General features: G+C 71.7%; 12 protein-coding genes. 4 read left to right on the forward strand and 8 right to left on the reverse strand.

Annotation, left to right across the window (positions count from 1 at the left end; genetic code table 11):
- The first annotated feature begins 61 nt into the window (after positions 1-61).
- The gene (locus Q5425_RS34930; protein ID WP_308676629.1) at positions 62-1,267 is read left to right on the forward strand and encodes a cytochrome P450; all 1,206 of its coding nucleotides are present in this window, start codon (positions 62-64) and stop codon (positions 1,265-1,267) included.
- A gap of 6 nt (positions 1,268-1,273) precedes the next feature.
- Here Q5425_RS34930 and lexA read toward each other — a convergent pair whose 3' ends face one another.
- Positions 1,274-1,933, reverse strand: a complete 660-nt coding sequence (gene lexA, locus Q5425_RS34935) for a transcriptional repressor LexA (RefSeq protein ID WP_308676630.1) — start codon at positions 1,931-1,933, stop codon at positions 1,274-1,276.
- A gap of 274 nt (positions 1,934-2,207) precedes the next feature.
- Between lexA and Q5425_RS34940 the strand changes: the two genes are divergently transcribed.
- Positions 2,208-2,720 carry a lytic polysaccharide monooxygenase gene (locus Q5425_RS34940; RefSeq protein ID WP_308676631.1) on the forward strand — a complete coding sequence of 171 codons (513 nt, stop codon included), beginning with the start codon at positions 2,208-2,210 and terminating at the stop codon, positions 2,718-2,720.
- A gap of 69 nt (positions 2,721-2,789) precedes the next feature.
- Here the strand turns inward: Q5425_RS34940 and Q5425_RS34945 are convergent, their stop codons facing one another.
- From Q5425_RS34945 to Q5425_RS34965, 5 genes are all read right to left on the reverse strand, one after another.
- Positions 2,790-4,274 (reverse strand): helix-turn-helix domain-containing protein, encoded by a 1,485-nt coding sequence (locus Q5425_RS34945; RefSeq protein WP_308676632.1) that lies wholly within the window; start codon positions 4,272-4,274, stop codon positions 2,790-2,792.
- Between the two features lie 148 nt (positions 4,275-4,422).
- A complete protein-coding gene (locus Q5425_RS34950; RefSeq protein ID WP_308676633.1) occupies positions 4,423-6,960 on the reverse strand; it encodes a tetratricopeptide repeat protein in 2,538 nt (845 codons plus the stop codon).
- Between the two features lie 122 nt (positions 6,961-7,082).
- The gene (locus Q5425_RS34955) at positions 7,083-8,036 is read right to left on the reverse strand and encodes a carbohydrate kinase family protein (protein WP_308676634.1); all 954 of its coding nucleotides are present in this window, start codon (positions 8,034-8,036) and stop codon (positions 7,083-7,085) included.
- A 157-nt stretch (positions 8,037-8,193) separates the two neighbouring features.
- A complete protein-coding gene (locus Q5425_RS34960) occupies positions 8,194-9,186 on the reverse strand; it encodes a glutathione S-transferase C-terminal domain-containing protein (protein ID WP_308676635.1) in 993 nt (330 codons plus the stop codon).
- An 8-nt stretch (positions 9,187-9,194) separates the two neighbouring features.
- Positions 9,195-9,671 (reverse strand): MarR family winged helix-turn-helix transcriptional regulator, encoded by a 477-nt coding sequence (locus tag Q5425_RS34965; RefSeq protein ID WP_308676636.1) that lies wholly within the window; start codon positions 9,669-9,671, stop codon positions 9,195-9,197.
- A gap of 107 nt (positions 9,672-9,778) precedes the next feature.
- Between Q5425_RS34965 and Q5425_RS34970 the strand changes: the two genes are divergently transcribed.
- Positions 9,779-10,336, forward strand: coding sequence for a YceI family protein (locus Q5425_RS34970; protein WP_308676637.1), 558 nt, complete (start codon positions 9,779-9,781; stop codon positions 10,334-10,336).
- A 21-nt stretch (positions 10,337-10,357) separates the two neighbouring features.
- On the opposite strand, the gene Q5425_RS34975 is transcribed toward Q5425_RS34970, so the two are convergent.
- Complete coding sequence (locus Q5425_RS34975; protein WP_308676638.1) at positions 10,358-10,963, reverse strand: TetR/AcrR family transcriptional regulator; 606 nt, start codon at positions 10,961-10,963, stop codon at positions 10,358-10,360.
- Positions 10,964-11,007: 44 nt separating this feature from the next.
- Between Q5425_RS34975 and Q5425_RS34980 the strand changes: the two genes are divergently transcribed.
- Entirely contained in the window at positions 11,008-11,955 is a 948-nt protein-coding gene (locus tag Q5425_RS34980; protein WP_308676639.1) for a pentapeptide repeat-containing protein, read from the forward strand.
- Here Q5425_RS34980 and Q5425_RS34985 read toward each other — a convergent pair.
- Positions 11,942-13,942, reverse strand: coding sequence for a glycoside hydrolase family 31 protein (locus tag Q5425_RS34985; RefSeq protein WP_308676640.1), 2,001 nt, complete (start codon positions 13,940-13,942; stop codon positions 11,942-11,944). The two genes, Q5425_RS34980 and Q5425_RS34985, sit on opposite strands and share 14 nt — an antisense overlap.
- Positions 13,943-13,945: the final 3 nt, after the last annotated feature.

The following is a 13,945-nucleotide window of genomic DNA, read 5'->3' on the forward strand; positions in this document are numbered from 1 at the left end:
TGACTTAGCGTAGCAGTCTTCGGTTGACTGATCACGAACTGACGGCCACCGCGGAGGAACGATGACGAGCACCGCCGAGATCCCCGAGTTCCCGATGCCCCGTGCGGCGGGCTGCCCGTTCGACCCGCCGCCGGCCGCCCGCGCGCTGCAAGAAGAAGCTCCGCTCGCCCGCGTCCGGCTGTGGGACGGCAGCACGCCGTGGCTGGTGACCCGCTACGCCGAGCAGCGGGCGCTGCTGGCCGATCCCCGGATCAGCGCCGACATCACCCGGCCCGGGTACCCGAGTCCCGCGCCGCTGCCGAAGGGCGGCACCGGCATCAGCTTCATCCTGATGGACAACCCCGAGCACGCGCGGCTGCGCAAGATGGTGACCGCGCCGTTCACCATCCGCCGGGTCGCCGCGATGCGCCCGGCCGTGCAGAAAATTGTCGACGACCTGATCGACGAGCTGCTGGCCGGCCCGAAGCCGGTCGACCTCGTCGAGGCGTTCGCGCTGCCGGTGCCGTCACTGGTGATCTGCGAGCTGCTCGGGGTGCCCTACGCCGACCACGGCTTCTTCCAGGAGAACAGCAAGGTCATCATCCGTCGCGACGCGAAGCCGGAAGAGCGGGCGGCCGGGCACCAGGCACTCGTGGGTTACCTCGACCGGCTGGTGGGGGCGAAGCTCGACCACCCCGCCGACGACCTGCTCTCCGGGCTCGCCGCCCGCGTCGGGGCGGGCGAGCTGACCCGGACCGAGGCGGCCCAGATGGGTGTGCTGCTGCTCATCGCCGGACACGAGACGACGGCGAACATGATCGCGCTGGGCACACTGGCCCTGCTGGAGCACCCGGACCAGCTGGCCCTGCTGCGCGACGGCGACGACCCGGCCCTGGCCGCGTCGGCGGTCGAAGAACTGTTGCGCTACCTGAACATCACGCACAACGGGCGCCGCCGCGTCGCGCTGGCGGACATCGAGGTCGGCGGCCGGGTGATCCGCGCGGGCGAGGGCCTGATCATGGCCAACGACATCGCCAACCGCGACCCGGAGGTCTTCCCCGGCGGCGACCGGCTGGACCTGACCCGCGACGCGCACCGGCACGTGGCCTTCGGCTTCGGCGTCCACCAGTGCCTCGGCCAGCCGCTGGCCCGGCTCGAGCTGCAGGTCGTCTACAGCACGCTGTACAAGCGGATTCCGACGCTGGCCTTGGCCACCGGCGCCGACCGGATCCCGTTCAAGCACGACGGATCCGTGTACGGCGTTTACGAGCTGCCGGTCACCTGGTGAGGCGGCTCAGACGCTGCGCAGCACCGACACGACCGCGCCGAGGATCACCGCGCGGTCGCCGTCGATGACGTCGTAGGCCGGGTTGCGGGGCTCGAGGTACACGTGCCCGTTGCGGCGGCGGTACACCTTGACCGTCGCCTCTTCGTCGATCATCGCGGCGACGATCTGGCCCGAGTGGGCTTCGGACTGCTGCTTGACCACGACGATGTCGCCGTCGCAGATGGCCGCGTCGATCATCGAGTCGCCGCGGACGCGCAGCCCGAACACCGTGCCGCGGCCGGTGAGGTCGCGCGGCAGCTTGAGGACGTCGTCGGTGTGCTCGATCGCCGAGATCGGTGTGCCGGCGGCGATGTCGCCGACGACGGGCACCGTCACCGAGTCGCCGTCACCGGCGGAACCGGAACCGGAGCCGTGCAGGAAGGCGCGCACGTCGATCGGGCGCGAGACCCCGCTGCCGCGGCGCAGGAAGCCCTTGTCTTCGAGGCTCGCCAGGTGCTTCGACACCGACGACGTCGACTGCAGGCCGACCGCTTCGCCGAGTTCCCGCGTGCTGGGGGAGTACCCGTGCTGGACCACCCAGTCCCGGATCGCGAGCAGGATCTTCTGCTGCCGTTCCGGCAGGGCCGCGGCGTCGAGGTGCTCGAACGTGTCGTCGTAGGTGGTCACCGGCGTGATCCTAGAGGCACGCGCCCCGCGCGCGACGGGCGGTCTCGCCGCCGGGGTCCCGCTGACCGGAACAAAGCGTGACAGTTGGCGCCTTACCAACATCAACCGTGACTTGGCCAGCCGTTGACCTGGGTAACGAATCGACGTATGGTCTAGACCACAATTTTCCTTCGCTCGTAACCCTTCCCGTCGCGGCGGACCTCCCGTGGAGGCCGGGGCCGCGGCCTCGCCGTGCCCGGCGGCGGGAGGCGAGCCTGTCCCCGAAGGAGCTGGTATGAACCGCAAACTGGTGGCGGCCGCGGTGGGTGCTCTCCTGGCCCCGGTGCTGGTGGTCCTCAACCCCGCCGGGATCGCGAGCGCGCACGGCTACGTCAGCTCGCCGGCCAGCCGGCAGGCGCAGTGCGCCCAGCACATCGTGCAGTGCGGGCAGGTCCAGTACGAACCCCAGAGCGTCGAAGGGCCCAAGGGCCTGCGGTCCTGCAACGGCGGCGTGGCCCAGTTCGCCGAGCTCAACGACAACAACAAGGGCTGGCGCGCCGCCTCGGTGGGCCGGACGGTGACCTTCACCTGGACGTTCACCGCCCGCCACCGCACGTCGAACTACCAGTACTTCATCGGCGGCACGAAGATCGCGGAGGTGAGCGGCAACGACCAGCAGCCGCCGGCGACGGTGGCGCACCAGGTGAACCTGGGCAGCCGCACGGGCCGCCAGACGGTGCTGGCGGTGTGGAACATCGCCGACACGGCGAACGCGTTCTACGCCTGCATCGACCTGCAGGTGAGCTGAACCCGGTGCGGGCCCGGGAGCGCGCGGCTCCCGGGCCCGCACCGTCCACTGTGGCCGGTGCGGGCCGTGTCACCCCCTCGACGACACGGTCCGCCCGGCCTTTCTCGCGGTGGCGAACCGCCTGCGCAGCTCGACCACTTCCGTCAGCGCGGCCAATGCTTCGTCCTGGCGCCCCGTGGTGCAGAGCAGCACGGCGTGGTTGCCGAGACTGCCGGCCAGCATCCTCAGCACGGCGGCGGTCGGCACCCCGGGCTGCCCCCGCTCGTCGTCGTGCGGACGGCGGAGCTGCACGGCCTCGGCACTGGCCTTGACCGCTTCTTCGCCGAACCCGAGGTCGAGCAGCTGGAGCGACTTGGTCACCAGGCATTCGGCGAGCGGCCCGGCCCGGTAGAAACCGGGGGTCTGCCGGTCGAGCTGCCGGTAGACGGCCTCCGCGTCGGTGATCGCCGACAGCGCGTCTTCCGGACGGCCCAGCTCGTTGAGCTGGTGCGCCTGCTGCACCAGCCTGGAGGCCAGTTCGAACAGCTCGACGTCCGGGTGGTGTTCGCCGAGGATGGCGGCCAGACCGGACGTCCGGTCGTGGTTCGCCGGGGACGACGCCACGAACTCGCGGAGTTCCTCCGTCAGCTCACGCAGGCCGCGATCGGGGTGCGCGGCCGCCCGCGCGGCGACCGCCCCCAGCACCAGGGGCAACCCGCGGCAGAAGCCGAGGAGCTCGTCCGCTCCGTCGGCGCTCGCCCGGCGCGGTCCGATCGCGGCGGCCAGGATCTCCCGGGCCTCGGTGTCCGGCATCGGCCCGAGGGTCAGGCTTTCCGCGCCGGAGCCGATGACCAGGCCGTTGAGCCGGTGCCGGCTGGTGACCACGACGGCGCACCCGGGACTCCGCGGCAGCAAGGGCTGCACCTGCTGGGAATCCCGGGCGTTGTCGAGCACGACGAGCAGGCGCTTCCCGGCCACGGCACCGCGGTAGAGCGCGGCCCGCGCTTCGACGTCCCCGGGCACCTCCTGGGGGGTGAACCCCAGGGCGAACAGGAATTGGCTCAGCACGTCGGCCGGCGCTTGCGCACCGGCGTTCGTGCCGAACCCCCGCAGACCGGCGTACAGCTGCCCGTCGGGGAACTGCGCGCTGTGCCCGGCGGCCCACCGGAGGACGAGGAACGTCTTGCCGACGCCGCGGGGACCGTCCACCACGACGATCCCGCGGGCCGTCCCGGCCAGTTTCGCCGTCAGCTCGCCGAGTTCCGCCGCCCGGCCGGCGAACGGTTCCGGGTCGAGCGGGAGCTGCCGCGGCGGCGCGACCGCGCGCCCGGCGCCCGGCTGCTGCTCCGCCGCCGGATCGGCGGCCATCGCCCGCAGCTGTTCGCACTCGTCGGTGGTCAAGCCGAGGGCCTGCGCCACCCGTTTCACGGACGGCCCGTGCGCCTGCGGCCGGTGACCGGTTTCCCACCGCCGGATGGTGCGGATCGAGACGCCGGCGACGTCGGCCAGGTGCTCCTGGGTGAAGCCGGCCCGGGTCCGGTACCGGCGAAGCAGTGCCCCCCATTGCTCGGTCAACCGACCTCCCCGTTCGTCCGGCAGTCCGCTGCGCTGACGCGGGTTCCATGATGCCGGGGGAGCACCGCCGGAGACCAGGTCGCCGACCGGTCACCCGTGGCCGGTCGGGGGTGACCGGATCGATGCGGGCGGTGACCGCCCGGACGGCTCAGGCCCGGCCGTGCGGGGACAGGCCCCGGTCGAGCAGCCGTCCGGCGTCGGGCAGCAGCGCCTGGTGCGCCGAGGCCAGCAGAGTGCGGGCCGCGTGCGGGCTACCGGCGGTCGCCCGGGTGACGAGCTCGTCCCAGCGTCCGGCTTCCGCCAGGAGGACCGCCAGTTCCCGATCGGCCCAATCCAGGCCGGCGCCGGCGAATTCGCCGAGCAGGGCGAACGCTTCCCGCGAACGCCGCCGGCCGACGAGGTGGCGGACCAGTTCCGCGCCTGCGTGTTCGTGGCCCATTTCGGCCAGCCGCCGCACCTGCACGAGGTTGCCGGCGGCGGCGAGGCGGTGCGCGACCCACCGCCGGGCCCACGCCGAGTCCCGGCGCGCGATCTTGAGCGCCTCGTCCCAGCAGTCCAGGTCGGCCAGCAAGTCGGCGACCGCTTCCGGGATCTCCTCCGCGGTGTAGCTGAACGAGACTGCCGCCGCCTCGCCGAGCTGCTTCAGCAAGCTGCTCAGGCGGTCACGGTGGCCGTGCGCGAGCAAGGCGGCGGCCAGCGCGCGGAGCAGCTTCGCGGACCGTGGCCCCTCCCGGGGGATACCCGTGCTGATGGCCAGTTCGTGCCGGCCGTGCTGTACGAGCAGTTCCAGCAAGCGTGGGCTCGGGTCACCGCTGCCTGCTCCGTCGACCAGCCGGAGAGCCTCCGGCACCTGGTCTGCTTCGAGGAGTTTCTCGGCGAGAATGAGGGAGACGTCGGCGTCACCGACTTCCGCGAGAGCTTCGAGCCGGTCCAGCCGTCCGTGGTCCGCGAACTTACGGGCTAACCAAGCGCAAGGCCAATCCCCAGTGCCGGTTTGCACCACGTCCAAGGCCTCGCCCCATCGGCCGGCGTCCGCCAGCAGGTCGGCCAGCCGCTCCTCGATCGCGTCCGCTGCCAGCTTCAGATGTCTTGCCGCTGTAATCGCCGGCAACCGTCCGGTGGTTACCTCGTCGGCGAGTGTGTCGACCGCTTCCCGGCCTCTCGTACGGAGGCGCTGCAGTAGCTCGATGGCTTCCTCGGTCCGCCCGGTGTCGACCAGCAGGGTGGTCAGCGTCCACCATGCCCAGCGGGTGTCCGCCGCGGAGGTGGCCAGCGTTTCGAGGAAGAGCTCGGCTTCGGCGAGCCGGCCGGACTCGATGAGCAAGGTGGTTGTGCTCTCGTGTGAATGACGGGACACCCGGAAGAGCAAACCGAGTTCGTCGGCAGCACGGAGAACTGCGGTGGCTCGCTCCACCCTTCCGTACTCGGCGAGGACATCGACCAGATGGCTCTGATAGCCGGGGTCGGCCAGCGCGAGGGTCCGCTCCACCAAGGGATCCGCGTAGCGGTACAGCAGGCGCTGGTAGGCGTTCTCGGTGAGGCGCACGAGATCCTCGGGATGCTCGGTGTGCGCGACACACGCCTCCCACAGCTCGGCGGGTGCGGGAGCCCACCGCCGGGCCGTGCGGCCGTGCTGGTCGAGGTAGTCGTGGAGCTCGTAGCCGTCGGGCGGCCCGGTGCCCGGCTGCTTCCGCCGGGCGACGAGCGCGGTCACGCCCAGCAACGCCTCGTCCGCGGCGCGCTTGAGGCCGCGGGTAAACCAGTCCCCGGGCGCGTTCACCCGGTCGCGTTCGCCGAGGTAGCCGACGGCGGCTTCGTCGAGGAGCACCCGAGGGAGCGGCTGGAGGTGGCCCAGGCGCCGGGCGTCGACGGCGGCGGTGAGGATCGCCGTGGCGTACCGGTCGTCTTCGTCGTCGGGGTGCTCGAAGCGCTCGACGAGCATCGGGCCGCCCGCCATCGTCTGGATCACCCGGCGCCCGTCACCGGAGGCCGAAGCGGCGGCCGCGAGGCGGGGGTCGACGGCGGCGGTGGCGCAGACCCGGGCCATCTCCGCCGAGCTCAGCTGTTCGGCGACCCTGATGCGGCGGGCCCGGTGCTGGAGCAGCGCCCGGGCGTTCGCGTGTTCGTCCCGTTGCCCGCTGCGCGGCTGCGCGACGAACTCGGCCCAGAACTGCGGCCAAAGCGTGCCGACGACGGCGAAGGGGCCGCCGTGGGAACCGTCCAGCAGGTCCCGCAGCGCCGCGGCGGCGAGGTCACCGGTCGGTCCGGACAGGTGGTTGTGGGTTTCGTTGAGCCACAACACCGTCCTGGCGGAAATTCCGCCGGAGTGCAGCAGCCGCAGCAGGTCGTCGGCGGTGCGCGGATAGTGCAGCGGCCAGTCGCGCAGCGTTCGGCTGGTCAGCACCGATTCGTAGAGCGCGCGGGTCTTGCCCGTCGACGATTCCCCGCTGAGCACCACCATCACGTTCGTGGACACGTCGTCGAGGAGGTCGGCCAGTTCGTCGTCGTGGGGACGGCGGAGGTAGCCGGGCAGGGCGGGCAGCCGGTCGCCGGCCGGGGCGCCGCCGACGGTGATCGCCCGGTGGACACCGAGATCGAAGGGGTTCCAGGCGGTGATCGGCCGCGCCGGGCCCGGCGCCGGCCCGTGCGGGGCCGGCGAATGCAGGTGGACATCGCCTTTGACCACCCCGGCCTGCAGAATCGGGCCGGACGAGTCGTGGACCCGGTTGCGCGCCGAAAACTGCTCGTCCAGGGTTCGCCTCCCTCGCTCGGGCTCCCACAGTAGACCGAGCCGAAGGGGCGCAAGGGTCAATGCGACGTGCCGGTGTTCTCCAGCGTGGGCGTCGACGCGGCGAAGGCGTCGGCGGCGGCCAGGTCGAACTCGCCGTGGTCACTGCCCAGCCCCCGGGCGACCAGGGCCGCGGCGGCGGAGCCGAGCACGGCGGCCTCCCGCGGGGACCGGCCGAGGCCGATGCCGCGGAGGAAACCCGCGGAGAACGCGTCGCCGCAGCCGGTGGTGTCGACGACCTCGACCGCGAACGCCGGGACGGCGATCACCTCGTCCGCCGTGATCACCAGGGCGCCGCGGGCTTCCCGGGTGACCGCGACGCAGCCGACACCACGGCCGAGCAACGCGCGGGCGCCGTCCTCGAGGGTTCCGGCGCCGGTGAGCCCGAGCACCTGCTGCTCGTTGGGCAGCAGGTAGTCCAGAAAGGACAGTGCGGGGGCGATCCAGGACAGTACCCCGGGATCGCCGGGGGCGAGCAGGTCGGCCGAGGTGACCACGCCGGCCGCCCGCGCGGGGGAGAGGATCTTCGCCGCGTTGTCCCCGCCCATCAGCTCGGGCGCCCCCAGGTGCAGGTGGGTCGCCCGGGTGAGCTCGGCTTCCGCGATGTCGCCGGGCCCGTAGCTGAGGTTGGCGCCGGGGACGTGGAAGGCGGGCCGGCTGCCGTCCGGGCGGATGGGCAGCACCGAGGCCGAGGTCTGCACGTCCTCGCGGCGGACCACCAGCGAGGTGTTGATGCCGTACCGGGTCAGCATGGCCAGCAGCAGGTCGCCGATCGGGTCGGTGCCGACCGCGCCGGCGGTGCGGACGGTCGCGCCGAGCTTGGCCAGCGTCAGCGCGGTGCCGGCCGCGGTGCCGGCGGGGCCGAACCGGATCTGCTCCACCAGGGCCGCGCCCTGCCCGGGCGGGATGGCCTCGACGGGCCGGACCTGCACGTCGAACACGTGCGCGCCGAGGGTGATCACCGTCTGCGTCATCGGCTCAGCCTAAGCCGAATGTGAATCAAAGTCACGTTCAGGTTTTGGGGCCGATCCTCGGGGTGTGATGTCCGGGGAGGTGGGTCAGCCGGTGAAGGGCGGTTGCCGCGGGTGTCGGCGCGACCGCCCCTCACCGGCTACTTCAAGGGCCCGGAAATCACGCCTGAACCAGCTCGGGCACCCGCTCCCCGGCCGGCGGCGGGCCCGGCGGGGTCCCGTCGCCGAACGGGCGGCCGCCCAGCTGCTCGCGGTGGTGCGGGGTGAGCCAGCCCGTCACGTCCGGGCCCAGCGGCACGATGCCGGTCGGGTTCACGTTCTTGTGCACCACGTAGTAGTGCTCCTTGATCTGGGCGAAGTCGATCGTGTCGCCGAACCCGGGTGTCTGGAACAGGTCGCGGGTGTAGGCCCACAGCACCGGGAGCTCGGCGAGCTTCTGGCGGTTGCACTTGAAGTGACCGTGGTACACCGCGTCGAACCGGACCAGCGTGGTGAACAGCCGGATGTCGGCTTCGGTGATCGTGTCGCCGACCAGGTAGCGCCGGTCCGCGAGCCGGTCCGACAGCCAGTCCAGGCGCGTGAACAACTTGGTGTAGGCGTGCTCGTACGCCTCCTGGGAGCGGGCGAACCCGCACTGGTACACCGCGTTGTTGACGTCGGTGAACACCTTCTGCGCGATCTCGTCGATCTCGTCGCGCAGCTTGGCCGGGTACAGCTCGGGCGCACCGTCGCGGTGCAAGGCCGTCCACTCGGTGGAGAGGTCGAGGGTCATCTGCGCGAAGTCGTTGGTGACGACCTGGCCGCTCGGGATGTCGACGAAAGCCGGCACCGTGATGCCCCGCGGATACTCCGGGTCGCGCTTGAAGAACGCCTCCTGCAGCCGCTCGATGCCGAGCACCGGGTCGCGACCGTCCGGATCGAGGTCGAAGCTCCAGCTCCGTTCGTCGTGCACCGGCCCGGCGATCCCCATTGACAGCACCGGCTCCAGGCCGAGCAGCCGGCGCACGATCACCGCGCGGTTCGCCCACGGGCACGCCCGCGCGACCACCAGCCGGTAGCGGCCGGGCTCGACCGGCCAGCCGTCCCGGCCGTCGGCGGTGATGCGGTCCGGGAGGTAGTTCAGGTCCCGGTTGTATTCGCCCTTGTCGCTCATCGGCGTCCTCAGCAGTCGTCGGTCGGGGGAGTGGCTTCCAGTGCGGCGGCCAGCCGGGCCAGCACCGGCCCGGCCGTGCGGATGTCCTCGGCGCTCAGGTGGTCGAACACCGAAGCCCGCACGCGGGCCAGGTGGCTCGGGTAGGCCGCCTCCAGTTTGGCCAATCCGGCCTCGGTCAGCACGGCGTTGGACGCGCGCCCGTCCTCGGCGCACCGGCGCTTCTCGACCAGGCCGCGGCGGGTCAGGTCGTCCACCACCCGGCTGATCCGGCTGAGCGACAGCCCGGTGGTCGCGGCCAGCGCCGAGATGCGGAGCAGGTGGTCCGGCGCTTCGGACAGCGCGACCAGCACCCCGTAGTCGGTGATCGCGAGGCCGGTTTCGGGCAGGAACTGGTCCTCGAGCGCTCGTGGCAACGCGGTCATGATGCGCATCAGCGGCCGCCAGAACGCGGATTCCTCGAGGTCGAGCGCGGACAGATCACCCATACCGGCGACTCTACCGAAAGCTTGCTTGCGCAACCAGTAAAAGTGAGTACAGTGTCGTTGAGCCCTCAATCACCTGGGGGAGCCACCACGAGGAGAGAAGAACAGCGATGACCAGCGCGACCACCTACCCCCAGCTGACCGGCGAATACACCCTCGACGCCGCCCACTCGCGGATCGGGTTCGTCGCCCGGCACGCCATGGTGACGAAGGTGCGCGGCAGCTTCAACGAGTTCACCGGCGCCGCGACCATCGACGGTGACGTGCCGGAGAAGTCGAGCGTCCAGGTGACCATCCAGGCCCACAGCATCGACACCCGCAACGCCGACCGCGACGGGCACCTGAAGAGCAACGACTTCCTGTCGATGGACGAGTACCCGCAGATCACCTTCACCTCGACCGAGGTCAAGCAGACCGGCGACACGAGCTTCGACGTCACCGGCGACCTGACCATCAAGGACGTCACCCGTTCGGTGACCATTCCGTTCGAGTTCGAGGGCGCCGCGAAGGACCCGTTCGGCAACGACCGGATCGGCTTCGAAGGCTCCACCACGATCAGCCGCAAGGACTACGGCATCACCTGGAACGCCGCGCTCGAGACCGGCGGCGTGCTGGTGAGCGACAAGGTCACGCTGGAGTTCGAGATCTCCGCGATCAAGTCCGCCTGATCCTCCGGGCGGGGGCCGGCCTCAGTGCCGGTTCCCGCTCGCCCGCAGGTTCCCGATGCCGACGTCGAGCGCCGCTTCCAGGTGGTCGATGCGGCCGGTCGACAGCATCACCACCACGCCGCCCTGGATCCCCGCCAGCAGGGCGGCCGCCGTGCGTCCGGGGTCCACGCCGGGGCCGACCTCGCCGGCCCGCTGCAGATGGCGGATGCCCGCCTCGATCTCGTCCTGCCAGCGCCGCAGCAGTTCGGTCACCACCGCCTGCGCTCCCGGGGTCGCGCGGCCCAGCTGCGAGATCAGCACGTTGAGCGGGCAGTGCCGGCCACGGCTGTCGTAGTGCGAAACGACCGTGTCGCGCCAGCGTTCCCACGCCGCCCACGACGTCAGCTCGCCCAACTGGGGCTGCTGGACCTCGATGACCTGGTCCGCTTCGAAGCGGGCCACCGCCAGCAGCAGTTCGTCCTTGCCGTCCGGGAAGTAGTGGAAGAGCTGGCTCTTGCTCGTCCCCGTCCGCGCCCGGACGTCGTCGAGCGTCGTGACGGCGACACCGTGCTCGCGGATCTGCGCCGCCGCGCCTTCGACGATCCGCTGCCGCGTCGCGGCGCCTTTCGGGGTCAGCTTTGGACTCACAGGTCCACTTTAATCCGCTGGCCGTGCCCGGGAGAATCACGGGTATGTCCACTGTCACGCCGTTCGCGATCCTGGCGCTGATCGGTGCCGTGTCCGGCTCGGTCACGGCGTGGCTGCTCCTGCGCCGCGACCGTCCGGCGGAGGTGCTCACCCCGTCGGCGCCGCCGGAGCCGATGGACGAGGAAGTGGTGCGGCAGCTGGTCGCCGACGAGCTCGACGTGCGGCTGGCCGGGCTGCACGAGTTCGCCGAGCTCGCGGACCACGATCCCTCGTTGCGCCAGAACTTCGTCGACCAGTTCTTCGTCCAGCTGGGCTACGGGTGGCGCGAGTCCGCGGCCTGGCAGGCGAAGCTCTGGCCCGTGCTGCTCACGCGCCTGCGGCGCGAGTCACCGGAGTTCTGGCCGGAGATGGACCTCCACCCGGAGTCGATGGTGCTGCACGAGGTGGATCTGCGCGGCTGCGAAGTCCGCAACGCGCGCTTCGATACCGTCCGTTTTGTCGGAGACGCCCGCTTCGACGGCGCGGTCATCACCGGGCCGTCGAGCTTCGAAGGATCTTGCTTCGCCCGCCACGCCTCCTTCGCCGGCGCGCGGTTCGAGGCGGACACCGACTTCGAGCGCACCACGTTCACCGGCACGGCGGCCTTTCCCCGGATCATCACGCACGGACAGCTGTGGTTCGACAACGCCCGGTTCTCGGCTCGCACGGACTTCACGGGCGCTGCCTTCGGCGACGACGTGACGTTCGAGGGCGCCGGTTTCGCGGGCCCCACGACGTTCCGGGACACCCGGAGCGCCGCGGACGTCCTGTTCGGCGGGGCGCGCTTCAGCGGTCACGCGGACTTCGCGGGAGCGGCGGCTTCGGAGTTCGCCCTCACCGGGGCGAGCGCCCGGACGGACGCGCACGTGCGGCGGACCTGGCCACCGGGCTGGGAGCTCGGCCCGCCCCGGCCGCGCAAGCCGGGGCACTGGGCCGACCTCACTCGCCCCTGATCGGCACGTCCGCACCGTCGCGGAGGAACACCGGGATCCGCTCGGCCGGCGCCGGCGCCTCGACCCAGTCGCCGCCGTCGTGCCGGGTGCCGGTCACCGCGTCCGTCCAGGTGGCCCCCGCCGGGAGGTACACCCGCCTCGAAGTGACCCCCGGCTCCAGCACCGGCGCCACCAGCAGAGCCGGTCCGAGCAGGAACTGGTCGTCCACGTCCCAGGCCGCGCTGTCCGCCGGGAAGTCGACGAACACCGGCCGCATCGGCGGGATGCCCTGTTCGTGGGCCACCCGCATCTGCTCCATCAGGTAGGGCCGCAGCCGTTCGCGCAGCCGCAGCGACGCCGTGATCGCCTCGTACGCGGGCTCGCCGAACGACCAGACCTCGTTGGGGCCGCCGGTCATCTCCGGCCCGAACGCCGGCCGCGGGTCGCGGAAGCCGTGCAGGCGGAACAGCGGGCAGAACACCCCGTAGGAGAACCAGCGGACCATCAGCTCGCGATATTCGGGCGACGAAGGGTCGCCGCCGTGGAAGCCGCCGATGTCCGTGGTCCACCAGGGGATGCCGGCCAGCGCCACGTTCAGCCCGGCCCGCACCTGCGCCCGCAGCGACGCCCACGTCGCCCCGACGTCACCCGACCAGAGCGCCGCCCCGAACCGCTGGCTGCCCGCCCACGCCGAGCGGCTGAGCAGCACCACCTCGTCGTCGCCCTCGCCGCGGATGCCGTCGTGGAACGTCTGCGCGTTCACCTGCGGGTAGAGGTTGAACACCTCCGCGCCCGGGCCGGCGTGGAAGCCGAGGTTGTGCGGGTGGCCCGGCTGGATCTCCGGCTCGTCGCCGTCCAGCCACCACGCGCGCACGCCCAGGTCGTAGTAGTTCTCCTTGACCTTGTTCCAGACGAACCGGCGTGCCTCCGGGTTGGTCGCGTCGTAGAACGCCACCGGCATCTCGACGCCGAACCCCTTGTCCTTCCACGGCGCGTGCGCCGGGACGCCGCTCTCGGCGGCGACCAGCAGGCCCTGCTCGTGCAGGTCGCGGTAGTTCTCCGAAAGCGGGCTGACCGACGGCCACACCGAGACCATGAGCTTGACGCCGAGGCCGTCGAGCTCGCGCACCAGCCCGGCCGGGTCGGGCCACTCGGCCGGGTCGAACTTCCAGTCGCCGAGGTGGGTCCAGTGGAAGAAGTCCGCCACGATCACCGAAAGCGGCAGCCCGCGCGAGTGGTACTCCCGCGCGACGGAAAGCAGCTCCTCCTGCGTGCGGTAGCGCAGTTTCGACTGCCAGAACCCGGCCGCCCACTCCGGCAGCATCGGCGCGTGCCCGGTCGCGTCGGCGTAGTGGCCGAGGATCTGCCGCGGGCCGTCGCCGGTGGTGATCCAGTAGTCGAGCTGGCGCGCGTCGTCGGCGACCCAGCGGGTGCCGTTGGCGGCCAGCTCGACCCGGCCGACCGCGGGGCTGTTCCACAGGAAGCCGTAGCCGCGGCTGGACAGCAGGAACGGCACCGACACCTCGGCGTTGCGCTGCACCAGGTCGAGCACGAGGCCCTTCTGGTCGAGCCGGCCGTGCGTGTGCTGCCCGAGCCCGTAGATCCGCTCGTCGTCGTAGGCGCTGAAGCGCTGTTCCAGCCGGCCGTAGCCGTTGCGCGAGGGCATGAACAGCCGCGCGCCGGGCCACCAGAAGTGCGCCCGCTGCTCGGACAGCAGCTCCTCGCCGGTGTCCGTGCGGACGAACTTGAGCTGCGCGTCGATCCCGGTGTCGGTGTCGGCGATCTCGACGATCGCGGTGAGCGCGCCGTTGACCACCCGGCCGTGGCGCCCGTCGGTCTCCGCGGTGGCGGCGGACGGCTTCGCGGGCAGCAGCGCGCCCGGGACGTCGTCGAGGATGCGGTGCCGTCCGGCGCGCACGCGGAGGCTGCCGTCGCCCCACGGCTCGATGCGCAGCACCTCGTGCCGCACGCTGACTTCGAGCGAGCGGCCGTCTTCGGTCGTGATCACGCG

Source organism: Amycolatopsis sp. A133 (assembly GCF_031082405.1).
Taxonomy (GTDB): domain Bacteria; phylum Actinomycetota; class Actinomycetes; order Mycobacteriales; family Pseudonocardiaceae; genus Amycolatopsis.

Coding starts and splice junctions, on each gene's coding strand:
- Q5425_RS34940 (WP_308676631.1), top strand. CDS start 2,208: ATGAACCGCAAACTGGTGGCGGCCGCGGTGGGTGCTCTCCTGGCCCCG.
- Q5425_RS34930 (WP_308676629.1), top strand. CDS start 62: ATGACGAGCACCGCCGAGATCCCCGAGTTCCCGATGCCCCGTGCGGCG.
- Q5425_RS34965 (WP_308676636.1), bottom strand. CDS start 9,671: ATGGGTGATCTGTCCGCGCTCGACCTCGAGGAATCCGCGTTCTGGCGG.
- Q5425_RS34955 (WP_308676634.1), bottom strand. CDS start 8,036: ATGACGCAGACGGTGATCACCCTCGGCGCGCACGTGTTCGACGTGCAG.
- Q5425_RS34980 (WP_308676639.1), top strand. CDS start 11,008: ATGTCCACTGTCACGCCGTTCGCGATCCTGGCGCTGATCGGTGCCGTG.
- Q5425_RS34960 (WP_308676635.1), bottom strand. CDS start 9,186: ATGAGCGACAAGGGCGAATACAACCGGGACCTGAACTACCTCCCGGAC.
- Q5425_RS34970 (WP_308676637.1), top strand. CDS start 9,779: ATGACCAGCGCGACCACCTACCCCCAGCTGACCGGCGAATACACCCTC.